Origin of the sequence: Micromonospora sp. NPDC005707, from assembly GCF_040631005.1 — a bacterium.
Classification (GTDB): domain Bacteria; phylum Actinomycetota; class Actinomycetes; order Mycobacteriales; family Micromonosporaceae; genus Micromonospora.
On sequence record NZ_JBEXYR010000008.1, the window covers coordinates 14,132 to 36,132 of the forward strand.

24 protein-coding genes are annotated in these 22,001 nt (G+C 71.4%); 10 read left to right on the forward strand and 14 right to left on the reverse strand.

Going from position 1 to position 22,001, the window contains the following annotated elements; all coding sequences use genetic code 11:
- Window positions 1–9: 9 nt before the first annotated feature.
- Genes ABZ452_RS17440 through ABZ452_RS17450 form a run of 3 tightly spaced genes read right to left on the reverse strand, consistent with a single transcriptional unit; the run spans window position 10 to window position 4,002 of the window.
- Window positions 10–1,293, reverse strand: a complete 1,284-nt coding sequence (locus ABZ452_RS17440; protein ID WP_357943744.1) for a sugar ABC transporter substrate-binding protein — start codon at window positions 1,291–1,293, stop codon at window positions 10–12.
- A 27-nt stretch (window positions 1,294–1,320) separates the two neighbouring features.
- Complete coding sequence (locus ABZ452_RS17445) at window positions 1,321–2,916, reverse strand: FAD-dependent oxidoreductase (RefSeq protein WP_357943746.1); 1,596 nt, start codon at window positions 2,914–2,916, stop codon at window positions 1,321–1,323.
- A gap of 39 nt (window positions 2,917–2,955) precedes the next feature.
- On the reverse strand, window positions 2,956–4,002 hold the full coding sequence (locus tag ABZ452_RS17450) for a LacI family DNA-binding transcriptional regulator (protein WP_357943748.1): 1,047 nt from the start codon (window positions 4,000–4,002) through the stop codon (window positions 2,956–2,958).
- A 369-nt stretch (window positions 4,003–4,371) separates the two neighbouring features.
- On the opposite strand from ABZ452_RS17450, the gene ABZ452_RS17455 reads away from it, so the two are divergent.
- Window positions 4,372–5,730, forward strand: a complete 1,359-nt coding sequence (locus ABZ452_RS17455) for a hypothetical protein (protein WP_357943750.1) — start codon at window positions 4,372–4,374, stop codon at window positions 5,728–5,730.
- A 178-nt stretch (window positions 5,731–5,908) separates the two neighbouring features.
- Here ABZ452_RS17455 and ABZ452_RS17460 read toward each other — a convergent pair whose 3' ends face one another.
- Window positions 5,909–6,739: a hypothetical protein gene (locus tag ABZ452_RS17460; protein WP_357943752.1), complete on the reverse strand. Its 831-nt coding sequence runs from the start codon at window positions 6,737–6,739 to the stop codon at window positions 5,909–5,911.
- On the reverse strand, window positions 6,732–7,244 hold the full coding sequence (locus tag ABZ452_RS17465; protein ID WP_357943754.1) for a SigE family RNA polymerase sigma factor: 513 nt from the start codon (window positions 7,242–7,244) through the stop codon (window positions 6,732–6,734). Before ABZ452_RS17465 ends, ABZ452_RS17460 begins: the two co-directional genes overlap by 8 nt.
- Window positions 7,245–7,661: 417 nt before the next feature.
- On the opposite strand from ABZ452_RS17465, the gene ABZ452_RS17470 reads away from it, so the two are divergent.
- From ABZ452_RS17470 to ABZ452_RS17480, 3 genes are all read left to right on the forward strand, one after another.
- Window positions 7,662–8,288: a hypothetical protein gene (locus ABZ452_RS17470; protein ID WP_357943755.1), complete on the forward strand. Its 627-nt coding sequence runs from the start codon at window positions 7,662–7,664 to the stop codon at window positions 8,286–8,288.
- A gap of 808 nt (window positions 8,289–9,096) precedes the next feature.
- Window positions 9,097–9,321 (forward strand): hypothetical protein, encoded by a 225-nt coding sequence (locus ABZ452_RS17475; protein WP_357943757.1) that lies wholly within the window; start codon window positions 9,097–9,099, stop codon window positions 9,319–9,321.
- Window positions 9,322–9,506: 185 nt separating this feature from the next.
- Window positions 9,507–10,079, forward strand: a complete 573-nt coding sequence (locus ABZ452_RS17480; RefSeq protein ID WP_357943759.1) for a hypothetical protein — start codon at window positions 9,507–9,509, stop codon at window positions 10,077–10,079.
- A gap of 222 nt (window positions 10,080–10,301) precedes the next feature.
- On the opposite strand, the gene ABZ452_RS17485 is transcribed toward ABZ452_RS17480, so the two are convergent.
- Entirely contained in the window at window positions 10,302–10,664 is a 363-nt protein-coding gene (locus ABZ452_RS17485) for a YciI family protein (RefSeq protein WP_357943761.1), read from the reverse strand.
- Window positions 10,665–10,890: 226 nt separating this feature from the next.
- On the opposite strand from ABZ452_RS17485, the gene ABZ452_RS17490 reads away from it, so the two are divergent.
- Window positions 10,891–11,529 (forward strand): hypothetical protein, encoded by a 639-nt coding sequence (locus tag ABZ452_RS17490; protein WP_357943763.1) that lies wholly within the window; start codon window positions 10,891–10,893, stop codon window positions 11,527–11,529.
- A 282-nt stretch (window positions 11,530–11,811) separates the two neighbouring features.
- Window positions 11,812–12,603: a hypothetical protein gene (locus ABZ452_RS17495; protein ID WP_357943765.1), complete on the forward strand. Its 792-nt coding sequence runs from the start codon at window positions 11,812–11,814 to the stop codon at window positions 12,601–12,603.
- A gap of 10 nt (window positions 12,604–12,613) precedes the next feature.
- Here the strand turns inward: ABZ452_RS17495 and ABZ452_RS17500 are convergent, their stop codons facing one another.
- A complete protein-coding gene (locus ABZ452_RS17500) occupies window positions 12,614–13,714 on the reverse strand; it encodes a hypothetical protein (RefSeq protein WP_357943767.1) in 1,101 nt (366 codons plus the stop codon).
- A gap of 206 nt (window positions 13,715–13,920) precedes the next feature.
- Here ABZ452_RS17500 and ABZ452_RS17505 point away from each other — a divergent pair, with 206 nt between their 5' ends.
- A complete protein-coding gene (locus ABZ452_RS17505) occupies window positions 13,921–14,436 on the forward strand; it encodes an SRPBCC family protein (protein ID WP_357943769.1) in 516 nt (171 codons plus the stop codon).
- A gap of 20 nt (window positions 14,437–14,456) precedes the next feature.
- On the opposite strand, the gene ABZ452_RS17510 is transcribed toward ABZ452_RS17505, so the two are convergent.
- Both ABZ452_RS17510 and ABZ452_RS17515 read right to left on the reverse strand, forming a co-directional pair.
- Entirely contained in the window at window positions 14,457–15,158 is a 702-nt protein-coding gene (locus ABZ452_RS17510; RefSeq protein WP_357943771.1) for a DUF2786 domain-containing protein, read from the reverse strand.
- Between the two features lie 38 nt (window positions 15,159–15,196).
- A complete protein-coding gene (locus ABZ452_RS17515) occupies window positions 15,197–15,586 on the reverse strand; it encodes a hypothetical protein (RefSeq protein WP_357943773.1) in 390 nt (129 codons plus the stop codon).
- 166 nt (window positions 15,587–15,752) lie between these two features.
- Here ABZ452_RS17515 and ABZ452_RS17520 point away from each other — a divergent pair, with 166 nt between their 5' ends.
- A complete protein-coding gene (locus tag ABZ452_RS17520; protein WP_357943775.1) occupies window positions 15,753–17,102 on the forward strand; it encodes an ABC transporter substrate-binding protein in 1,350 nt (449 codons plus the stop codon).
- Between the two features lie 55 nt (window positions 17,103–17,157).
- Here the strand turns inward: ABZ452_RS17520 and ABZ452_RS17525 are convergent, their stop codons facing one another.
- Together ABZ452_RS17525 and ABZ452_RS17530 are read right to left on the reverse strand one after the other, a co-directional pair.
- Window positions 17,158–17,901 (reverse strand): enoyl-CoA hydratase/isomerase family protein, encoded by a 744-nt coding sequence (locus ABZ452_RS17525; RefSeq protein WP_357943777.1) that lies wholly within the window; start codon window positions 17,899–17,901, stop codon window positions 17,158–17,160.
- 52 nt (window positions 17,902–17,953) lie between these two features.
- Window positions 17,954–18,811 (reverse strand): 3-hydroxyacyl-CoA dehydrogenase family protein, encoded by an 858-nt coding sequence (locus ABZ452_RS17530; RefSeq protein ID WP_357943779.1) that lies wholly within the window; start codon window positions 18,809–18,811, stop codon window positions 17,954–17,956.
- Between the two features lie 166 nt (window positions 18,812–18,977).
- Between ABZ452_RS17530 and ABZ452_RS17535 the strand changes: the two genes are divergently transcribed.
- Entirely contained in the window at window positions 18,978–19,265 is a 288-nt protein-coding gene (locus tag ABZ452_RS17535) for a hypothetical protein (RefSeq protein ID WP_013283434.1), read from the forward strand.
- Between the two features lie 37 nt (window positions 19,266–19,302).
- Here ABZ452_RS17535 and ABZ452_RS17540 read toward each other — a convergent pair whose 3' ends face one another.
- The gene (locus ABZ452_RS17540) at window positions 19,303–20,079 is read right to left on the reverse strand and encodes a methyltransferase domain-containing protein (RefSeq protein ID WP_357943781.1); all 777 of its coding nucleotides are present in this window, start codon (window positions 20,077–20,079) and stop codon (window positions 19,303–19,305) included.
- 54 nt (window positions 20,080–20,133) lie between these two features.
- Between ABZ452_RS17540 and ABZ452_RS17545 the strand changes: the two genes are divergently transcribed.
- Window positions 20,134–20,511 (forward strand): PPOX class F420-dependent oxidoreductase, encoded by a 378-nt coding sequence (locus tag ABZ452_RS17545; protein ID WP_313723643.1) that lies wholly within the window; start codon window positions 20,134–20,136, stop codon window positions 20,509–20,511.
- A gap of 91 nt (window positions 20,512–20,602) precedes the next feature.
- Here ABZ452_RS17545 and ABZ452_RS17550 read toward each other — a convergent pair whose 3' ends face one another.
- On the reverse strand, window positions 20,603–20,812 hold the full coding sequence (locus tag ABZ452_RS17550; protein ID WP_007073996.1) for a BldC family transcriptional regulator: 210 nt from the start codon (window positions 20,810–20,812) through the stop codon (window positions 20,603–20,605).
- Between the two features lie 267 nt (window positions 20,813–21,079).
- Entirely contained in the window at window positions 21,080–21,919 is an 840-nt protein-coding gene (locus tag ABZ452_RS17555) for a hypothetical protein (RefSeq protein WP_357943783.1), read from the reverse strand.
- Between the last annotated feature and the right edge of the window lie 82 nt (window positions 21,920–22,001).

Consider the following 22,001-nt stretch of genomic DNA (forward strand, 5'->3'; position numbering starts at 1 on the left):
TCGTCAGCCCTACTTCGCCAGCAGCGGCTGGATCTTGGCGCAGACGCCGTCGAGCACGGCCTTGACGTCCGCGTTCGGCTGCCACAGCGGGTCGAGGCCGGCGCGGACCTGCTGGCTCAGCTCGGCCTGGCCGGCGTGGCTGGGCTTGACCACGCCGTTGGTGATGCCGTCGATGACGACCTTCTGCAGCTGCTCCGGCTTGAGCTTCGGGTTCGTCTTGGCGAGCGTCTCGGCGGTCAGCTGGGACTGCCGGGGCGGCGGGAAGAACTGGGCGAGCTTCGCCGCGTTCGTGGGGTTGGTGAAGAAGGCCAGGAAGTCGGCCGCCTGCTTGGCGTGCGGGCTCTTCTTCATCACCCCGAGGCCGGCCTGGCCGACCACCGCGTAGTTGCCCTTCGGCCCGGCCGGCAGCGGCACCAGGTCCCACCCGAATCCGCCGTCCTTCAGCAGCGAGGCGCGGGAGATCTGGGTGACCGTCATGGCCGAGTCACCGGCGAAGAAGTCGGCCGTCGTGCCCGGGCCGGGCAGCGCCTTCTGGGTGAAGGTGGCCTTGTGCAGGGTGGTCATCGCGTCGACCATCTCCGGGCTGTTGAACCCGCAGGTCTTCCCGTCCTCGCTCCAGGCCTGGGCGCCCCACCCGGTCCAGAAGGTGGACAGGTTGTCCCAGCCCTTGTAGTCGAAGTCCCGGATGACCAGGCCGGCCTTGCCGGACTTCGCCCCCGCCGCGGCGGCGGTGGCCAGGGCGTTGTCCCAGGTCCACTGCCCGGCCGCGATCAGCTCGGCCGGGGTCTTCTGCCCGGCCTTCTTGACCATGTCGGTGTTGACGAAGACCCCGAACGGCGAGGTCGAGAAGGGGTACGCGTAGAGCTTCCCGTCGTTCTGCCAGAGCTTGATCGTGGCGGGGGAGAGGTCCTCGTACTGGTAGCCCTCGGTCTTCTTGAGCGTGTCGTCGAGGGGCGCCAGCGCGCCCGAGGCCACGAAGTCGGGGGCGGAGTTCTCGAACACCCAGGCCAGGTCGGGCGCGTTCCCGCCGGCGATCTGGGTGGTGAGGGTGGTGGTGTAGTTGTCGAACGGCAGCGGGTCGAACTTGATCTCGGCGACGTCCGGGTGGCTCTTGCGGTACTCGTCGGCGATCTCGTTGAACAGCTTGAGGTGCGCCTCGTTGGCCGACCAGACGGTCATCCGCAGCTTCGCCGGACCGCTGTCGGCGGAGTCGCCACCGCCGCCGCAGGCGGTCAGGGCGAGCGCGCCGGCCAGCGCCACGGCGACGCCGCGCAAAGCCTTTCCTGCTCTCACAATCTTCTCCTCACCGGGGGTGTGTGTTCAGTAGCCCGCGATCCGCGGCCAGCGCTGTTCCACGCCGGCCGCGGTGAGGCGGTCCTGGAAGTCGGCCAGCAGACGGGGGGTGTTGCGGACCGCACGCGGGGACTCGCCCCGCGCCAGACAGAAGTCGGCGAGCAGGCCGGCGACCTCGCCGACGTTCCACTCGACCGGGTGCAGCCGGTAGCTGCCGTTCGTGACGTGGGTGGTGCCGATGTTCTTGCCGGCCGGCAGCAGGTTCTCCATCCGCTGCGGGATCAGGGCGCCGAGCGGGATCTCGAACGGGCAGGAGCCCACGTCGATGTAGTTGTCGCCGCCGGTCGACGGGTGCAGGTCGATCCGGTACATGCCCACGCCCACCGCGTCCGGGTAGCTGACCGCGCCGTGGTCGCCCCGGACCGCCAGGGACAGGTCCTGCTCGGCGACGGTGTACTCGGCCCGGATCCGGCGGGACTCGCGGATGTACGGGGCCTGGGCCAGGCCGTCGGGGCTGCCGGTCACGTCGCCGCGCAGCCGCAGGCCGGGGAAGCCGGTGCCGCCGTCGGGCCGGGGCGCCTCGGTCTGCAGCCAGTAGAGCACCGAGTACGACAGCTCGCGGGCCTTGGACAGGTGCCACGACGCGTTCGGCACGTCGATGACCGGACCCTCGAAGTAGTCGATCATCGGCCAGTTGACCAGCGTGATGTCGCTGCCGTACGCGCCGTCGGTGAAGTTGCGCCGGGCGGCGATCCGCCGGAACGTCCACAGGTTGCCGTCACCGGGGTTGACGCGCTGGTCGGCGTTGACGCTCAACGGGTCGTCGTCCGGGTTCGGGGTGAAGCTGCGCTCGACGATCTCCAATGTGCGCGGGTGCGGCGACTTCCAGGACAGCAGCCGGTCACCCCAGAAGTCGGGCTTGTAGTCGCGCCAGAAGTCGTACCCCGCCGGGCGGTCGATGGTGTGGTCCCCGTCGACGTGGTCGATCGCGAAGCAGACGGACACCGCCTGCATGTTCATCGGCTGGGCCTCGGCCGGGGCGCTCGGCTCACCGGTCTCCTCCCGCGACTCGAACCCGGTGACGTACTCGGTGCCGGTCAGCGGCAGCAGCTCGCCGGTCTCGGTGGCGTCCAGGACGTACGGCGCGACCACGTCGATCCGCTCGTCCCGGTCGCGGTGCGCCAGCGTCACGCCGGTCACCCGGTCGCCGTCGGTCTCCGCGGCCACCGGCCGGTACGGCTGCAGCACCCGCAGCCGGCCCGAACCGCGGTACGGGGCGAGCATCTCCTCGAGGACGGCGACGGCCACCCGCGGCTCGTGGCAGAGCCGGCTCACCCAGCCCGCGCCGGGGTTGAGGTCGGTCCACGCCCGGGACCGTTCGGTCAACGGGAAGTGGCGACGGTAGTAGTCGCGGATGCCGTTGCGCAGTGCCCGGTAGCTGGCGGTGGCGCCGAACTGCTCGATCCAGGAGTGCTCGTCCGGCGGGACGGCCTGGCTGGTGAGCTGCCCGCCGAGCCAGTCGAACTCCTCGGTCAGGATGACGGACCGGCCGGTCCGGGCCGCGGCGAGCGCCGCGGCGACACCGCCCAGGCCGCCCCCGACGACGAGGACGTCCGCACGCATGATGACCACTTGCTTCCTTCCAGTTGCGCGGCCGACCGCTCAGGGTCGGTCGACCGCCGGATCAGGGGTGCCGAGGGTGCTGCCCTCGACGAGTTCGCAGGGGAGAAGTCGCTGCTGGAGGCCGCCCGCGCTGCCGTCGATGACGCCGGTCAGCACCTCGACCGACTGCCGGCCCATCTCCTCGCGGGGGATGCGGAACCCGGTGAACGCGATGTCGGTGGGGACGGGGACGGTCGGGTCGCCGAGGGTCACGATCGACAGGTCGCCGGGCACGGTCAGGCCGCGGCGGCGGGCGGCCGCCTCCAGTGCCACCGCCGTGGCGAAGTCCTCCACGAACGCCGCCGTGCTCCCGTCGGCCAGCAGGTCGTCGAGGGTCGCGTCGGCCGCCCCGGGCGCCGCGGCCACCTGGCGGGCGCTCTCGGCGGTGCCCGCGGCGGCGACGAAGCCCTGGCGCCGGTCCTGTGAGGACTCGGCGGTCATGCCCATGCCCACGTAGGTGAGGCGGCGGTGGCCGTGCCGCAGCGCGGTCTCCACGAGCCGGGACACCGCCGAGGCGTAGTCGGCGCCGACGTAGGGGACCGGCCCGCCGGCGTCGTCGCGGCGCCCGACCGCCACGTACGGATATCCGTCACCGTTGAGCCGCTGCAGCTCCGCGCCGTCGATCTCGCGCCCGAGCAGGATGCACCCGTCGGCCAGCCGCAGCCGGTTGTCCTGGTGGAAGATGCGCCGCCGGCCGTCCACGACCGGTGCGCTGGTGAACAGGAGCAGGTCGCAGCCGACCCGCTCGGCGTACTCCTCGATGCCGAGCAGGAACGGGTGGAAGAAGTCCCGGCTGCCGCTGGGGAACGCGGGCTCGTAGGTGAAGACGCCGATGATCCGGTTGAACCGCGAGGCGAGGCGGCGGGCCACGGGGTCGGCGGCGTAGCCCGTCTCGGCGATGACCCGCAACACCCGGTCCCGGGTCTCCGGAGCGATCCGGACGTCCGCGTCGGTGCGGTTGTTGAGCACCAGCGACACGGTCGCCTGACTGACGCCGGCCATCCGCGCGATGTCACGCTGGGTGACACGTCTGAGGGGAGCGGTCACGTCGGGTCCTTCCGGTGCGGCTAATGCGTATTAGCGCTCGGGGTTGGGAAGGAGCCTGGCGGGTGCGGCGGCGCGTGTCAAGAGGTGGCCGGAAGATTTCGGCGCGATGAACCCGCTGAACTAATGCGCATTAGCCGATCCGCCCCCCGGCTGGTTGGTCGGTGGACCGGGTGGATGGGCGCCTCGCCGGCCACCTCTTGACAGACGGGCCGCCGGGCGCGCAACATTCGAGAAACATAGATGCTAATACGTATTAGCACGGCGACGCCGCAGGCGTCGGCCGATCGATGTCCCCTGTGTTCTCACTGAGAGTCATCCCGCGCTGCTCGCGAACCGTCACCCGATCGCACCGACAGAAGAGGAAGCCGCATGACGAAGCCATCCGTCCCGTCCTCTCGACGCGCCGTCCTGGCCACGGCCGGCGCCGGCCTGCTCGTCGCCGCCCTGACCGGCGCCGCACCGGCCGCCGCGGATCCCGGCCTCGACTTCCCCCAGTTCACCTACCAGGGCACCGCGTTCGACAAGAGCACCCTGGCCTACAACCCGACGAACGAGTTCATCTTCCCGAGCGTCATCCGGGCCGCCGACTACTTCCCCAACCCGCTCGGCACCTACTACCTGTACTACGCGCCGCACGAGCGTCCCGGCGGCATCGCCCTGGCGTACGCCGACTCGATCGACGGTCCGTGGACCGAGTACACCGCCAACCCCCTGATCAGCAACACCTGGCTGCCGCACTACTCCACGGTCAGCCACATCTCCTCGCCGCACGCCGTGTGGATCGAGGGGGAGCGGAAGCTGTTCCTCTACTTCCACGGCGAGAACTCCATCACCCGGTACGCGACCTCCGACGACGGCATCCACTTCAACTACGGCGGCACCGCCGTCAGCCGGAACGAGACGACCGGCGGCGAGACCTCCTACGCCCGGGTGTTCGAGCAGTCCGTGCCCCGCCTGGGCACCCGGTACCTGATGGTCTTCATGGACAACCCGACCGCGGCGCTGCCCGGACCGACCGGGCCCGTGTCGCGGCGGATCCGCTGGGCGGTCTCCAACGACGCGCGGACCTGGACCATGCAGCCCGAACCGATCGTGACCCCGCAGGGCGACGAGGGGCCGAACGCCTCGGGCCCGTTCTTCCTGCGCTGGAACGACCGCAACGTCGTCATCTACCACGCCGCCGACGGCAACATGCACGCCGTGGACGTCGGGGAGAACTTCGACCAGGAGATCCACCTCGGCGTCGTGCACGACTCGATGGCTGCCGCCCCCGACCTCGGCCGCTCGGCCGCGCCGACGTTCTACTTCGACGGCCGGACCGCGCACATGTACTACGAGGCCGGCGGCCGGCTCACCGCGACCATCGGGCACGCCACCGCCACCCTGGCGAACCCCTTGCCGATGCGGCAGCTCGACTGCGCCGTGGACCGGCCGGTCCTGTGGCCGCCGAACCACCAGCTGGTCGACGTCAACGTGACCGCGGACCTGCGCGACGGCGTGCTCGGCCCGAACGCGTTCTCCCTGACCGGCGTGACCGGTGGCGACGCCGCTGACGTCAGCGGCTTCGCCGTCGGGACGCCCGACACGAGCGGCAAGCTGCGGGCCGAACGGGCCGGTAACGGCGGGGACCGGGTCTACCAGCTCACCTACGCCGGCCACGACGAGATCGGCCGGCCGGTGGGCTGCACCGTCACCGTCACCGTCCCGCACGACCAGGGCAGCGACTAGGACCTGTCCTGCCGATCATGGCCCAGGCTCCAAGGCTGCGTTGACGAGATGGAAGCGGGCCGCCGCCAAATGATGACGCTGTTATCGGTGATCTTCGCCGGCCAGCCCGGCATGAGGTAGCGGCTCCGCGACAAGGGTGGGGCGCGGGAATCCCGCGCCCCACCCGCCGTGTCGGGCCTTAATCGACGCGGAATCGGTCGCTGGCGGCGAGTTCCGCGAGCTGCTCGACGGTGAACGGCAGCTTCTTCAGCTCTGGCAGGACCCCGAAGCGGTGCGCGTAAGGGTCGGGCCTCGAGATCTGGGCGACCTTGACCACCACCCCGTCCGGGTGCCGGTATCCGGCCCACTGGGCGAACCGCGGCGGGTCCTCGTTCTTCCAGTGGGATTGGGCCACCCCTACCTGTGCCTTGCCGACGGTCACCAGCTGGCATTGTCCGCGAGGTAAGGGCCAGAGCTTCAGCGCCAATTCGCAGCCGTCACCCGGCAACCGGGGCAATGGGGAGTGCGCCGTGCGCACCTCGACCAGTACCAGCCCGGTCTGCTCCCCTTGACGTATCGAGAACGACGCCTGGTATACCGACGCGCTGCTCGTCGCAGGGCGGTCGGCCACCTTGGCCGGAAACAACGCAACCGGATTCAACGAGTCTTCGACCACGGTGTATCCGGCGGGTACGACGGCGACGAGCTCGTCGAGCATTGCCTGTGCCTGCTTCTTGCCGGCGGTCCGCTCCTCCTGCGACAGGCCGATCCTCGGATCGACCGTGCTGCCGGGTGACGGCTGCGTGCCCGCCGGGCTGTAGCTACTCCCGCTACCCAACATGCCGGTGAACCCGACGGCGGCGACCAGCACGACCGCTGTCGCCGACCCGGCGCAGAACGAGATGACGCGCCGGCGGCGGAACCGGGCGCGGCGGCCGGCGACCAGCGCGTCGGTTGTGCTCATCGGTGGGGGAGGACTGGTGACCGCCATGGTGCGGCGTAGCGCTCCTCGAAACTCGTCCTCATTCATCGTATTTCCTTCTGGTAGCGGCCAAAGTGGGCGCCAGCAGCCGGCGCAGCGTTTCCAGGCCCCGCGCCGCCTGGCTTTTCACCGTTTCGGGCGAGCACTGCAGCAGCGACGCGGTCTCCTCGACGGACAGGTCCTCCCAGTACCGCAGGACCAGCACGGCCCGCTGGCGCGGCGGTACGCCCGTCAGTGCCTCCAACAGCACGAGCCGCTCTTCCGGCGAGTCCGCCGTCACGGCCTGCTCCGTCGCCTCGTCTTGCACACGTTCCCGTCGCCACCAGCCGCGGCGCCGCTCATCGAGAAAGGTCCGCAACAGGATCTGCCGTACGTACGCGTCGAGCACCTCGTGCCGGGATGCCCGGTTCCAGGCCAGGTACAGCTTCGTGAACGTGGACTGGACCAGGTCCTCCGCCCGATGCCAGTCGCCGCACAACAGGTATGCGGTCCCGCGCATCGCGTCTGATCGTGCCGCGAAGTACGCCGCGAACGCCGCGTCACGATCGCTCATCCGATGCCTCCGATTGTCGAGTCGGGATAGTCACGCGGGGTCCGGCTCCGGGGGTTGCATCAGATGCGAATCTCGCGGGGCTGCAGTTGGAAGCCGCGCGGCAAGCGGCTGCTCGGAAGGACCCAGGAGTCCATCCACATCCGTGACCTCAGCAGGCCAACGCCCACTCACGAAACGCGCCCTGGTCAGGCCGGGGCCGGCCGGCGCGGCCCGCTTGCGGGCCGCCTTGATCCTTAAGAGGCTAATTCGGCAGTTCATGGTGTAGAGCCCTTGTCGTGTCCCGGCTGATGCTTGACCACCGCTATCGGGGCGTGGCAGCGTCCGTCATCCGTGCGGCTGGGCGTGTCGCCGTGTCGGCGTACCGCTGGCCGGAGGTTCCGGTCGTGTCTTTGCCCGCATCGGTGTTCGGAGGTTGGTATGACGGATTGGCAGACCCTGGGCGAGCAGGTGCGGTCGCGGGTGTTGGCCGCCAACGCTGGTACGGCGGTGGCATTCGCCGCTATCACGGCGGAGCGGCTGATCCGTCTGGACCCGCAACGGCTGCCGTTCACGCAGAGCCTGCGACCTCTGCTCGACCTGGTGTGGCGTGCTGCCGCCGGCGATCAGACCGCCTTCAAGCCAATCGCCGTCGCCCTTGGCGAGTTCTATATCAGCGAGTACTGCCACAACGATGGGCAGGACGGCCCGGATGACGCCGACGATGACCCGGCCGCCGCGATTCTCTTCGCGGCGGAGTGCTACCTCCATGCGGAGCCGGCCTTCGCCGTGCACGTCGCAGGTCGGGCCATCGACGCCGTCGACTATCGCATGGAACTGGCGTCCGAGGACTACACCGGCGACGAGGCCATCGATGTTGACCCCGATGACGCGATGGAGGCGGAGGCACGGCAACAACTTGCCGACCTCGACGCCCTCACCTCGTACGCCACCAAACTCTCGCATGCCCGGTTCGGTCTACCTGATGACGAGCGGGAGCGCCTCTTGGCCGCGCTACGCGACATGGTCACCGTGTCGGCTCCCACACCGAGCACTTGCGAGGGCTGACCCGAATTTGCACGCCCAGTTGCACGATGAACCGCGAAACGGCGCTGACCTGCAAGAATGCGGGTGCCTGAAAATCGGAAGGTCGGCGGTTCGACCCCGCCCCTGGCCACATAGCCTTTCGCCGGGCTACAGGAGCGCCGACCAGCGGAAACGCCGGTCGGCGTTCTGCTTTGTGCCCCGGCAGGCTGCCTGTCCGGTCTGTCCCTGGTTGGCCCCTGAATCCCACTAGTGGCCACTCCTTATCGCACGTGGATCGCACGGACGGAGCTTGCTTCGAGCCCCTTGGCGTGGCTCGGCCGCACACCCGGCATGGCCGCCGTAGCGCCCTTGGCCCGCACCGCGCTCGGGAGCCTCAGTTTGGAAGATCGCGCTCAACGAGCCGCGATGCCACGAAACGCCTGCTGTCGGCGGCAGAGCTCAATGCCGCTCGTGCCCGCTCATGACCGCTGGCGCCACGGTTACTGGCCCGTAGATGGCCGGCGTCGGTACGAGCGGGTTACCTGCCCATCGGATAACTTGCTCTATGCCCGTCATCGATCTGAGTGCGCCGGCCCGTCCCCCGTCGCCTCGCAGGACGACCAACCCGCGGCTCGTGGCGGCGCTGGCAGTCTTGGGGCTCGGGTGCCTCAGCGGGGAGCCGGTGAACCGGCCGCAGCTTGCCCCTGAGGTGCGGTGCGAGTCATGGCAGGAATCCATCGCGGGTGAGGTGGGCCGGGCCACCGCGCCGGTAGGAGGTGCCCCACGAGGGGCAACCGCGAGAATGCGCGTAGTGGCCGTTGTGGATAGTCGAACCGGATGTGTCGTTTCGGTGGACCGGTGGCGTGAACCGGAGTTGCTGGTCCAGTCCGGGGATCACGGCCTGGTCGCCATCGTCAAGATGGACGGCGAACGCGAACGGGGGCGCTGGACGGTGCTGGTGTCGGGCAATCCGCTGGGCGAGGAACTCGTGCGGTGGGACGGCGACGACCTGGACGCCGGGCTGTCGCGGGTGATGGCCAAGCTTCGGGAGCGGGTTCCGGGACTGCTCGACTGAGCTACGGCCTGGGGCTGGAAGAACATCAGGGGTGGCTGGTCCGGCTTTGCACGCCTGGTCAGCCTGTCCGTCGTTGTCGGGCTTGGTCGGCGTCTGTTCATGGCCTTGGTTGTACGGGCGGCTCTACGGCCGGGCGACCTGGTGTGACGAGCCCCTAGGCTGACGCCCATGTCGCGGAGCACGCAGTGATCGACCTGGACGGGCACAATCACCAGTCCGCGGAGTCGGATACCACCGCCCATGACCGTCTCGTGGTCAGACAGAAAATGACCCTGCGGCTCGTCGCCGCCTTCGTGGTCGGCGTTGTGCTTGGCGGCTTCGGTGTCAGCCAACTGCGAGACTCGCGTGATCAGCGGGAGCGGAACGCCGTGGTCGCATTCGTGGCCTTCCCTCAATCTGCCGACTCTGGAAGCGCGGCCTCCGAGGGAACCGTCCGACTGTCCGGGTATTTGGCGTTGGCCAACGCCGGCCCAGGGCCGATCACCGTTCGTGGGGTTCATGCAAAGAGGCCGGGCGTCGTGATACACAGCATCGGAGCGCCCCGGCTGTTACCCCCTGCCACCACCGGTCAGCTCGCGGTTGAGCTGTGGTTCGAGTGCTCGGTCGCACACCTCCAGCGAGAGCCGCTGCCGCTAGGGCTATCGGTCGAGACCGATGACAAGCAAGGCAGAGAGGTCAGTTACCCCGTCGCTCTCGTAGGAAGCGACTGGGAGCGCGATGCTCTGAGCATGTGCTCACGGATTGGCACGGTGGGCTGACGATTAACAGACCAAGGCCAAGCGCTGATGCGATCACCTCGCCGGGCACCACAAGGGCGTCACGGCAGATGAGTACGGCGAAGCGCTTTCGTCGGCCGGCTCCGGGGGCGGCACTTTCTGGCCGCCCCCGTGCCTGGTCGAATCCTTTCCGATACCGCAGCAGCGACGTCACCCCGGTGCCGGCCACGCCTCGGCTCAAGCCCCAGCCGACGGGTGACGATCTCATCCCTGCAAGACGCGCCGCGGCTTGAACCGGCGAACCTCCTGCGGCCAGCCGCATGCCTCCGCGATTTTGCCGGCCCACATCCGGGCGGTCGCCTCATCCGGCACGTCCACGATGGTCAGGCCACCCAGGAACTCCTTGCTCTCGACATAGGGCCCGTCGGTGACGACCACCGCACCGCTTGTGGCGTCTGCGTTGAAGACTGGGCCGTCCTCCTCCTCCAGGCCCCCGGCGAAGACGAATGCCCCGGCGGCCTTGATCTCATCGACAACCGCCCTGGCGAGTGGACCGCGCCCGCGGAACCACTCCTCGGTGTGGTCACCCACCCACTGCTGATTGAAGTAGATGAGGTACTCAGGCATGTCCGCTCCCTCTGATCGTCCCCGGACCCGACGTCCGTCTCTGCATACGCTACGAACGGCATCCGGCAGATCCGACACTCTCCAGCTCGATTTCTGTCAACCGGTCAACCGTCGTACCCACATCGGCAGAGTCGGACCTTCGGAGACCACGGTCGGACCGCGCGCGCCGCGGCAGATCCGGATGCCCCCGGGCAGCCGCGATACAGATTCCTGGGACCATGGCGGCGTGGCCGGATTCAGTCTTAAGACGTCGTGGCTGGCTGTCCGAGATCGGGCCCCTGGGGAGGTCGCCGATGCGCTTGGTCTGCACGACCGGGAAGTCCTTGACTGGGCCACCGGCACCGACCGGGCCTACGGGTACGGCGTGTACGTGGCCGCGCCGGTGTCAGGCTGGACCCTCGCCCACGGCCGGCTGCATGTGCCGGCGGATTTCGACGCGACCCAGCCGGCCTTCCCCGAATGGCTGAGGGAGCTGAGCCAGCGCCTGGGCGAGGTGCAGTTCTTCGCCACCGAACGGGTCCCGGACTATCACGCCTGGGCCCGGGCCCGGGATGGTGAGCTGTTGCGCGCCTACTGCTGGATCGGCCAACAGGGTGAGGTGCCACTGTTCATCGGTGATCCGACCGCTGACGAGATTGAATTGGGCATCGGCACTCGCGGTATAGAGGCCGGGACGGAAAGCTGGTCGGACGACGAGTGGACAGCCTGGAGCGCCACGACGCCGTCCGAGTTCGACGTGATGGCGATGGCCGGTCGCTGGAGCATCGACCCGAACAGGATCGACGACGACGCCGTGACCGCGACCGGCATCTACGGCCTACCGCCGTCGGTTTCTCACGCGTCTCGCAACGACAACCCACGGTGAAGTGGTCCGATCTCACGTCACTCTTGCCCACTCATCGGCAGAGTCGGACGTTCGGAGACCATGGTCGGACGCGCGCGCCGTGGCATGACAGGACGTATAGCGCGCCAATTCATGATCCATGATGGCCAGCATGCAAACCGCCCCCACCGGCGCAACACCCAGTCAGACTGTTCGCGGGCGTCTGCGCTCGCTGGCCGCGCTGGAACGTCAGGGGTACGGGTCGGGGTCGGGCCGGGGTTGGTCCCGATGGTGTGGGCGTGGGGTCGGGCGAAGACTTGTCGCATGACGAGAGAGCAGCGGGACATCTTCGTGCCCTGGCGGGTCACCTACGGGGCCGAGAGCCGGCGACGGCTCGCCTCGTCCGTGGTCGCCGTGCCTCGGGCGCTCGGCGCGCTGGCCGGGGCGGCGCGCCGGCCGGGTCGGCTGCGGGCGCTGGGCGGGGTGGTGCTCGCCCTGCCGGTCGCGGCCGCCTCCACCGCGCTGACCGCGGTGCTCGCCTTCCTGGTGCTGATCAACGTGCTGGCGTACCCGTTCCGCCCGTGGCTCGGGCTCGGCGAGCAGACCGCCACCAACTGGTACGCCGACGCCTGGGGCGGCCCGACCCTGGCCGGCGCGTGGGCGACCCATGCGGCCCTGGTCCTGCTGCTGGTCGTACCGCCGATGGTCTGGGTCGTCCGAGGGCTCACCGCCCTCCAGGAGCGGCTGACCGGTCAGCGCCCGGCCGTCGCGCCGTCCGCCGCGGTGGGCATCCGACCCACCGTCGTCGCGCCGGCGACCGTCCGGCCGGCGCCGCCGATTCCCGCGCCCGCCACGGTGGCCGCCAAGCCCGTGCGGCAGGACGCCCGGGTGACACGCGGCGGGCGCGGCCGTCAGGTCGGGGCGGTGCTCGGCGCCGTAGGGCTGCTGGTGGCCTGCTCGCTCACCGCGCACGCCAACGGGATCGGGGACAACCTGCTCTGGGCGCCGCGCGACCTGACCAGCGGCCTCGCCCTCGCCGTGACGGTCGCGCCGGTCGCGGGGTTGCTGCTGCTCCGGCGTACGGCCTGGTGGCGGCTCCCAGCCCAGCTTCGCTGAGCCTCCGGGGCTACCGCTTCGGCCGGTGCTGGCTCATGCCGCTCTGGATCGCCTCCCAGACGCTCCGGCCGGCCTGCAACAGCGTCTCCCCGGCCTGGCCGGCGAGCTGGGCCGGTCCGGGCGGGCCGCCCTTTCCCTTCTCCGCTTCGTCCGGCTTCCCGGCTGGCTTTCCCGGCTCGGTCCGTTCCCCGGCCCCCGCGCCAGGCGCCTTCGCGGGGCCGGTGGACGGTTGGCCGGCACCCTTGCCTGACGGGCCGCCCTGGCCGCCGGTCTGGCCGCCCTCGCGGGACTGCCCACCTTCGCGGGATGGGCCGCCCTCGCGACCGGGCTGCCAACCCTCGCGAGACGGGCCACCACCCTGACCACCCTCCCGAGACGGGCCACCACCCTGACCACCCTCGCGGGAGGGGCCACCCTGGCCGCTCGGCGGTCCGCCCTCCCGGGACGCGCCGGCCCTCGCGCCGCCGCCCCCACCACCGGAGGGCTGCCCGCCGCCACCGCCGGCCGGCGGCTTCTGCTGGCCCTGGCCGCCCGTTGGCGGTTTCGCCAGCCCCTGGTCGCCGGTCGGCGGCTCGGGGGCGCGCGCCCCGCTCGGCGTCGCCGGGGACGGCGGTGCGGGCTGGCCGAGGCTCTCCCGGAGGGCGCGGTCGGCCACGGCCCCGACCGTCCCGATGCGCTGCCCGCGCTCGTCCAGGACGGGTGCGCTGGCGAGCTGGTGGGCCGCCCGGTTCTCGTCGTCGCCGCTCGCGGCGGACCGGGCCAGCGCTTCGATCAGGTGCGGGTTCCGATCGATGGTGCTGAGCGCGCGGTCCAGGATCTGCACCAGTTTCTCCAGGCGTACCTTGAGCAGCACCTCGGCGCTGACGCCGGTGACGTCCAGTTCCACGTCGTCCAGGTGCACCCGGACCCCGGCGTCGAGCTGCAGCAGGTTGGCCAGCCGGGCGCGCAGTGACAGGTCGGCGTCGAGCTCTCTGACGGTCAGCCGGATCTGGTCGACCGTCACCTCCGGGATGTCGAGCAGGACGTCCGGCTCGGACTGCTCGCCGCCATGGCGGGCGGGCCGCCCGCCCGTCGGGTCCGGCTCCCGCTCGGTCGCTCCGCGCTCGCTCATGTCCCCGCTCCCCGCTGGCCCGCCGGCCGGGCCGAATCAGCCGCGGTTACCCGCTTTCCGGCGCGGCATCCCTGGTGGTCCGGTACGCCCTTGAACGGAGGCGGCGAGGCCGGCCCGGCACTGTCGGGAAACGTGTCTCCCGCTGTCCGGAAGCGGGCCGATATGAAAGCTGCACAGCGAGGCATCAGCCGGTATGGTCCGGGCCTATGGGACAGGGGATGGCCGATCCGGATGAGGTCCACCAGGAATTCGACCGATTCTCCCTCCGCAGCACACTCTTCGCCCCCGCCTCCGCCGACCGGGCGTACGCCGTTTTCACTGGGTCGCTGACCGACTGGTGGGTGCGCGAATATACGTGGTCGGGGCCGGAGGCGCTGGCCGAACTGGGCATCGAACCGCGGGCCGGCGGCATGCTCTACGAGATCGGCCCGTACGGCTTCCGTGGCGATTGGGGCCGGGTGCTGACCTGGGATCCGCCCCGGCGGCTGGTCTTCACCTGGCAGCTCGGGCCGGACCGGGTGCCGGTGCCGGATCCGGCGCGGGCCAGCGAGGTCGAGGTCCTCTTCCAGCCCGAGGGGCCGGAGCTGACCCGGGTCGACGTCGAGCACCGCTACTTCGACCGGCACGGCGAGGCCGCCGAGGGCTACCGCAAGGCGCTCACCGCCGGCTGGCACGAACTCCTCTGCCGCTACCTGGCCACGGTCGCCCGCACCACCGACTGACCGCGTCCGCCACCGGACGGTCAGCCGCCGATGCCCCTCGCCCGGGTCCCGGCCACGCCGGTGCCGCCGAGGTCGGCCCGGCGACCAGCGGCCGCGCCCGGACCGAAGCCGCTGCCCGCCAACCGGCGGCGCGGGGCCGTACGCAGCCGCGGATACACCTCGGCGAGCCGGCGCTGGACCCGGTCGGAGCGGTCGGCCAGCACCAGCGCCACGGAGGGCGCCCCGGACTCGGCGACCGCACCGGCCTCGGCCGTCCGCAGCCGCTCGGCGACCACGTGCGCGAAGCCGGCCAGCCAGGCACGCCGGAAGGCGGCCGGATGCTCCCCGGCCGGTACGGCGGTTCCGGCCAGCCCGTGCGCGGCCTGCACGAGCAGCGAGGTGAAGAGCAGCTCGACCCGTTCCAGGTCGCTGGCGAAGCCGAACAGGTGCAGGTCGAATCCACTGCCCTGCCGGCGGCGTACGCAGCGGCAGCGCAGCGGGTCGGCGACCGCCGCGAGCAGGCCGGACTTGTCCCGGGCGTACGGGGCGACCACCTCGACCACCCGGTCGCCGACCGGGTCGGTTGCCGGCTCGCGGGCGGCGAGCAGCGCCCGGTCGACGCCGTAGCGGGCGATCAGCTCGGTGGCCTTGGCCATGAAGGCGGCCGACTCGGCGGGCGTGCAGGCCGGGTCCTCGGCCTGGGCGAGCAGCTTGCGGACCTTGCTCAGCATCGCCTCGGACATGCACCAGAGCTATCACAGACCGGGGCCGCGAGGGCCGGTCAGCCCGCCCGGCTGCGCAGCGTCGCGACCGTCGACCCGGCGAGGGTGAGCAGGCAGTCGGGCAGCAGCCCGTCGGCCGCCGCGGCTCCGAACAGCGCCTCGCCGGTGTCGGCGTCGTCGTTGGCGTACGCGCTGACGAAGCGGGCCACCCACCGCGTGTCGTAGTCGGCCTGGTCGATCCCGGGGAAGTCGAGCGCGGCGCCGCCCGCGGGGGCCTCGTCGCCCAGCATCGTGGCGGCCAGGCACCAGGCGACCCCGTAGGCCCCGGCCAGCCCGGAGCGGTCCACGACGGCGTCGAAGGTGCCCACCACGCCGTCGCCGTCCCCGGCCAGCGCCGAGCGGAGCACGGCGGTCGCATCGTCCAGCGTCTGCTGTGCTTCGTCGCTCACCAGCGGAACAGTAGTTCGGAGGGTCAAGCCGTGACCCCGGAACGGTCCAGCCGTCACTCACAGTGATACCGGCAGTCGGGGTGCCGACGGACGGACCTCCACGGTCCCGCTCTCCGCGCCGGCACGCTAGTGTGCGCAGCGGACCCTCGCCGGAGGAAGGACGACAATGCTCAGATCTCGCGCGTCGCGTGCGGCCCTGTCCACGGCCTGCGCGGCGCTCCTGCTCGCCACCAGCGCCTGCGGGAGCGACAAGCCCGAAGAGGCCACCGCCACCCAGGTGCGCCTCTACGGCACCGACGGCAACATGCAGAACTCGTACGTCGATGAACTGAAGGACCGCGCGGACCTTCTCAACGGCATGAAGGGCACCACCCCGCTCACGCCGCTGCCCGAGAGCTTCAAGGATCGGCTACGCACCGTAGACCCGAAGCTCAAGGACTACCTCTACTCGGCGGAAACCTACGACGCGATCGTGATAAGCGTGCTGGCCGCCCAGCTCGCCGGCACGACCGAGCCGGGCGAGATCGCCAAGCAGATCGTCGGCGTGACCACCAGCGGCCAGCGCTGCGACGAGGTCGCGATCTGCCTCCAACTGGCCCGCGCGGGCCAGGACATCGAGTACCGCGGGGTGTCGCTGACCCGGGCCGGGTTCACCGACGCCGGCGAGCCGGCCGCCGCCAGCTACGCGACGCTGCACTTCGGTAACCGGCAGCTCGACGACGGCAAGACCGAGTTCGTCGGCGCCGGTGACGAGTCGGGGGCGAGCACCAAGACGCCGCCGCGGGGCAAGAAGTCGCGTCCGGGCAAGTCCTACAAGGAGGACGGCTCCCCGCTGGTGCTCGGCGGCCTGCTGCCGAAGACCGGTGACCTGGCCCTGGCGTACCCGCCGATGGCGGCCGGCGCGGCGCTGGCGATCCGCGAGATCAACGCGGCGGGCGGCGCGCTCGGCGAGCCGGTGGTCTGGATCGACGGCGACGACGGCACCGACCCGAAGGTGGCGAAGGCGACCGTGACCTCGCACGTCCAGCAGGGCGTGCACGTCATCATCGGCGCCGGCGCTTCGGGCATCTCCCGGGCCGTGCTGCCCGACGTGGTGGCCGCCGGCCGAATCCTCTTCTCCCCGTCGAACACCGACGCCGGGCTGACCACGGTGGACGACAAGGGCCTCTACTTCCGCACCGCACCGCCGGACGGCCTCCAGGGCCGGGCGCTGGCCGACGTGATAATGCGCGACGGACCGCACAAGATCGCGATCGTCGCGCGTAAGGACTCCTACGGCGAGGGCCTCCAGGAGAACGTCCGCTCCGAGCTGGAGCGGGCCGGCATGGGCGCCGACAAGGTGAAGCTGCTGTCGTACGTTCCCCCGGAGGGCGCGTCGGCGCCGCCGGTGGACTTCTCCGGGGGCGCCAAGGAGATCAAGGACTACGGAGCGGACGCCGTGCTGGTGATCGGCTTCGGTGAGTCCGCGCGGGTGATCACCGCGCTGGCCGACGCCGGGGTGCAGATCCGGCAGTGAGACGACGACGAGGGCCGCACCGGGCGAACCGGTGCGGCCCTCGTCGTGTCCGCGGTCAGCGGGAGCGGCGCCGCTCCAGGAACTCGGTCATCCGCCGGTGCTTCTCCTCGTCCTCGAAGAGCACCGCCTGGCTGAGCAGGTCGAGCTGCGGGTGGGCGGCCGCCGGGGCGTCCACCGCCAGCTTGGTCAGCCGCAGCGCCAGCGCCGAGCCCCTGGCCATCTCGTCGAGCAGGCCGTGCGCGGTGGGCAGCAGCTCCGCCGGCTCGGGCACCACCCGGTTGACCAGCCCGATCCGCAGCGCCTCGTCGGCGTCCACCCGCCGGCCGGTGAAGAGCAGCTCCTTGGCCCGGGCCTCCCCGACCAGCGCGGGCAGCCGGTAGGTCGCGCCGGCGCCGGCCAGGATGCCGAGCCGCACCTCGGGCTGGCCGAACACGGCACGCGCCGTGCACACCCGCAGATCGCAGGCGTACGCCAGTTCGGCGCCGCCGCCCAGCGCCGGGCCGTCCACAGCGGCCACGGTGGGCATCGGCAGCGCCCGGATCCGGGCGAAGGCGGCCTGGTTGATGGCGGCCAGCGCGTCCAGCCGGCCGCGCTCGCGGAGCTGGGCGATGTCCGCGCCGCCCGCGAAGATGCCGTCCGTGCCGCCGGTGAGCAGCAGCAGCCGGGGCCGTGCCTCCAGCTCGGCGCAGACGGCGTGCAGCTCGGCGATCAGGTCCGCGTCGATCGCGTTGCGCTTCTCCGGCCGGTCCAGCGTGACCACGAGCCGGTCCGGCAGCTCCTCGATCCGCAGCCCGCTCACTGTGCCCGCCTCTCGTTCGCGACTGCGGGGCTCGCAGGCTCACTCCTCGCGCTCACTGCTTCACCCCGCCTTCCCAGGTGTAGAAGCCCTGGCCCGACTTCTTGCCCAGCCGGCCGGCGGCCACCATCTCCTCCAGCAGCGGCGGCGGCGCGAACCGGTCCCCGTACGCGGCCTGGAGCGTGCGGGCGATGTCGAGCCGGACGTCCAGCCCGACCAGGTCGGTCAGCTCCAGCGGGCCGATCGGGTGCCGGTAGCCGAGCACCATCGCCTTGTCGATGTCGGCGGGGCTGGCCACCCCGTCGGCGACCATCCGGATCGCCTCCAGGCCGAGGGTCACGCCGAGCCGCGAGGTGGCGAAGCCGGGCAGGTCGCGTACCACGACGGGGTCCTTGCCCAGCCGGCCGGCGAGCGCGACGGCCGCCTCGGTGGTCTCCGGCGCGGTGGCCGGGCCGACCACGACCTCGAGCAGCGCCATGGCCCAGACCGGGTTGAAGAAGTGCAGCCCGATGAACCCGGCCGGCCGCTCCAGCCCCTCGGCCAGCTCGGCGATCGGGATGCTGGACGTGTTGCTGCCCAGCAGGGCGGGCCGGCGGCCCTCGGCGTCGGCGAGCACGGCCCGCTTGAGGTCGAGTCGCTCGGGGACCGCCTCCACGATCACGTCGGGGCCCTCGGCCACCTCGGCGAGGCCGGCCCGCAGGGTGACGCGCTCGCGGTTCGCCGTCGCCGCCTCGGCGGTCAGCTTGCCGCGCTGCACGCCGCGCTCCCACAGCTCGCCGAGCCGCCGCACCGCGTCGGCGCCGCGTGCCGGGTCCACCTCGACCAGCTCGAGCGCGTACCCGGCGCCGGCCGCCACGTACGCGATGCCGAGGCCCATGGTGCCGGCCCCGACGACCACAAAACGACCACTCATCGATGTCCCTCCGCCGCGGCCCCCACGACGGGCGGGGTCTCCGCCGCGCCGGTGGGTCCGCTCGCTCGTTCCTGGATGCGACCCTATGCAGGGCCGGCCCGCGGGCATGCGTGGGGGCGCGTCGGATCGGGTACAGACGGCCGTCAACGCCGAGGGAAGGATCGAGATGAGCCAGGCACCGGAGAGCGCGGAGAGCACCGAGACCGTGGAGACCCGCGGCGACGAGCGGGTGGACCTGCTCCGCGCGGACACCAACAACGACGGGAAGACCGACGTCTGGGTGGTGGACACCGACGGCGACGGGAAGGCCGACCTGTTCCAGTTCGACACCGACGGCGACGGCAAGGTGGACATCACCATGGTCGACATCGACGAGGACGGCACGCCGGACGAGGTGGTCGACGGCGACGGCGGCCTGCCCCCGGAGCAGACCACCCCCACCGTTCAGGTCTGACGCGTACGCCGGCGGGCGCCCCCGGTGCCCGCCGGCGTCAGGCCAGCCTCAGCGTGGCCAGGTAGTACGGGTGGTCCCGGTCGTCCACGTCGGCCAGGCGCCACGGCGAGCCCTGGACCAGCTCGGCGAACTCCTCGACCGAGCACACCAGATAGTCGAACCACTCGGTGCCGAGCAGCCGGTAGCGCAGCCGCAGCCGGAGCTGCCCGCCCAGCCGCCCCCTCCGCCGGTTCAGGTCGTGGTAGCCGGTGTGCACCGGATCGGTGGTGCCGTACGGGTCGGTGCCGTGCGCGATGACCTGGGCGCCGGGCCGGGCCAGCGCGGCGAGCGCGGCCAGCAGCGCCGGGGCGCGGTCCCGCCCCTCGAACAGCCCCAGGTTGTTGCCGAGCAGCAGGAAGGTGTCGTAGCGCCGGCCGTCGGCGACGTGCTCGTCCACGGTGCCGAGCACCAGGTCGCGTACGCCCCGGTGCCGGCTGACCCGCAGCGCTCCGAGCGAGGTGTCCAGCCCGGTGACCGGCACGCCGCGCTCCTGGAGGTGCAGCGCGATGCGGCCGCCCCCGACGCCGATGTCCAGCACCTGCCCGTGCACCCGGTCGACGGCCCGGTGGTCGTACGGCTGCCACCGCTCCGGCGGGTCCAGGTAGTGCTCGGTGGGCGCGCCGTTGACCAGCCCGTCGTCGCGCTCGATGATCTCGATGACCGGCCGGGGCAGCCGCCCGCCGACCAGCGGCCGCGGCCCGATCCCGGTGCTGACCGCGTACGCGTCGCGGATCATCTCGCCGAACACGTCGCCGATCGCGGGTTCCCCGGTCATGGCGATCACGCTATCCGGGCTCCACCCGGCTGTCGCGGCCGTATCCTGAGCGGCGTGACAGACCTGGACCGCCTGGCGGCGGAGAAGTACGTGCTGCTCACGACGTTCCGCAAGGACGGGCGGGCGGTGCCGACTCCGGTGTGGGCGGTGCGCGACGGCGAGGCGCTGGCGGTGTGGACCGTGTCGGACTCCGGCAAGGTGAAGCGGATCCGGCGCGACGGCCGGGTCACGGTCGCCCCGTGCGACGTGCGCGGCCGGCCGCACGGCGAGGCGGTGCCGGGGCACGCGACGGTCAGCGGCCCGGAGTCGACCCGGCGGATCCGGGGGCTGCTCAAGCAGAAGTACCGGCTCATCGGCCGTTTGAGCCTGCTGGGGAGCCGGCTGCGCCGGGGCGAGGGCGGCACGGTCGGCCTGCGCATCGTGCTCGACTGAGCCGCGCCCGGAAACGACTGAGGGCGGCGGATCGTCGCTGTCGCGACGTCCCACCGCCCCTGATCGGAACGCCTGAGAAACGTCCGGGTCGTCAGTCCCCCTGGCGCTGCTGGGGAATCTGCCCCTGCAGCAGGGCCCGAACCTCGGACTCGCGGTAACGGCGGTGGCCGCCCAGGGTCCGGATGGCGCTGAGCTTGCCAGCCTTGGCCCACCGGGTCACCGTCTTCGGGTCGACACGGAACATCGACGCCACCTCGGCCGGTGTGAGTAGCGGCTCTGGTTCGTGCGTTCGCGATGCCATCGGGTCACTCCTCCACATGTATAGACATCGGCCGGGGTCCCGCCGGCCGACGCGCCTCCCATGGTCCGGCTAGTCCCCGATGTCCGACATGGGCCGAACGGCTGAAGGTCCCTAGACGGACGGATGAACCATGCCCGATTTTTACGACTTTTATGCCGCAGAAACTACCTTAATAGGACTCATGATCACGGTTCGTGATGCGTCAACTACGAGACACTCTCGCATCGAGAGGCCTCAACCCGGGCAAACCCGGCCCCCGCGCCGGGCCTAGTTGCAGCGCTCCAGCAGCTGCACCGCGCGCCACCTGGCAACCAGCTTGTCGTACGCGGCGGAGGCGTCCTCGGCCTCGCCCCGGGAGAGCCCGGCCAGTCCGGCCGCGACCAGCTCGGTCGAGTCGTCGGCGGCGAGGGTCTCGTCGGGGAGCAGCTGCACGAGGCCGCCGTAGTCGAGCTCCACCACCGAGCGCGGGTGGAACTCCTCCAGCCAGCGGGCGGCCTCCTCGACCGCCTCGGTGATCGGGGCCTCGCCGACCGACTTGCGCAGCACCGACAGCGCCCGCGACGACCGGCGGCGCGCCTTGGAGATCTCCGTCCGGTAGCGCAGCGCCCGCCGCTCGGGCTCGGTGACCAGGTGCCGCTCCTGCGAGTCGAAGAGCACGAACCAGCGCAGCGGCACCCCCCAGGTGGCGATCTGCTCGTGCACCCGGGGCACCCCGTGCTCCAGCACCCGCGCCCCGCTGCGCCAGTCCTCCACCACCGCCTTCGCCTGGCCGGCCAGGACCGGCGGGACGAACGCGTCGGCCAGCACCGAGGGCACGCCGTCCCGGGCGCTCAGCGCCGCCTCGGCGACCCGGATCCGCAGGTTCCACGGACAGACCAGCAGCGTGTCGTCGGCCTCCAGGACGTACGCCTCGTCGGGCAGGTCGGGCAGCCGGGTCCAGCCCGCGCCCAGCGCCTCGATCACCGCCGTCCGCTGCCGGACCGGCCCCTCCAGCGGGGCGACCGCCCGGCCCTCGTTGACGTAGCGGCGCCAGTACGACTGGCGGTCACGATCGAAGGCGGTCAGCGGCTCGTACACGCGCAGGTATGAAGCGAAGAGCGACGGCACGGCGCGATCCTCCCACGAGACGGGACTTCTCCGCCGCCGCCGTCACGAGGCGTCGTGACGTGCGCGACAGTACGGCTGCGGC

Excerpts from the sequence above, each read along its gene's own strand:
- ABZ452_RS17495 (WP_357943765.1), top strand. The coding sequence starts at position 11,812 with ATGACGAGAGAGCAGCGGGACATCTTCGTGCCCTGGCGGGTCACCTAC.
- ABZ452_RS17505 (WP_357943769.1), top strand. The coding sequence starts at position 13,921 with ATGGGACAGGGGATGGCCGATCCGGATGAGGTCCACCAGGAATTCGAC.
- ABZ452_RS17455 (WP_357943750.1), top strand. The coding sequence starts at position 4,372 with ATGACGAAGCCATCCGTCCCGTCCTCTCGACGCGCCGTCCTGGCCACG.
- ABZ452_RS17530 (WP_357943779.1), bottom strand. The coding sequence starts at position 18,811 with ATGAGTGGTCGTTTTGTGGTCGTCGGGGCCGGCACCATGGGCCTCGGC.
- ABZ452_RS17445 (WP_357943746.1), bottom strand. The coding sequence starts at position 2,916 with ATGCGTGCGGACGTCCTCGTCGTCGGGGGCGGCCTGGGCGGTGTCGCC.
- ABZ452_RS17485 (WP_357943761.1), bottom strand. The coding sequence starts at position 10,664 with ATGCCTGAGTACCTCATCTACTTCAATCAGCAGTGGGTGGGTGACCAC.
- ABZ452_RS17510 (WP_357943771.1), bottom strand. The coding sequence starts at position 15,158 with ATGTCCGAGGCGATGCTGAGCAAGGTCCGCAAGCTGCTCGCCCAGGCC.
- ABZ452_RS17470 (WP_357943755.1), top strand. The coding sequence starts at position 7,662 with ATGACGGATTGGCAGACCCTGGGCGAGCAGGTGCGGTCGCGGGTGTTG.
- ABZ452_RS17550 (WP_007073996.1), bottom strand. The coding sequence starts at position 20,812 with ATGGCATCGCGAACGCACGAACCAGAGCCGCTACTCACACCGGCCGAG.
- ABZ452_RS17520 (WP_357943775.1), top strand. The coding sequence starts at position 15,753 with ATGCTCAGATCTCGCGCGTCGCGTGCGGCCCTGTCCACGGCCTGCGCG.
- ABZ452_RS17540 (WP_357943781.1), bottom strand. The coding sequence starts at position 20,079 with ATGACCGGGGAACCCGCGATCGGCGACGTGTTCGGCGAGATGATCCGC.
- ABZ452_RS17460 (WP_357943752.1), bottom strand. The coding sequence starts at position 6,739 with ATGAATGAGGACGAGTTTCGAGGAGCGCTACGCCGCACCATGGCGGTC.
- ABZ452_RS17465 (WP_357943754.1), bottom strand. The coding sequence starts at position 7,244 with ATGAGCGATCGTGACGCGGCGTTCGCGGCGTACTTCGCGGCACGATCA.
- ABZ452_RS17535 (WP_013283434.1), top strand. The coding sequence starts at position 18,978 with ATGAGCCAGGCACCGGAGAGCGCGGAGAGCACCGAGACCGTGGAGACC.
- ABZ452_RS17500 (WP_357943767.1), bottom strand. The coding sequence starts at position 13,714 with ATGAGCGAGCGCGGAGCGACCGAGCGGGAGCCGGACCCGACGGGCGGG.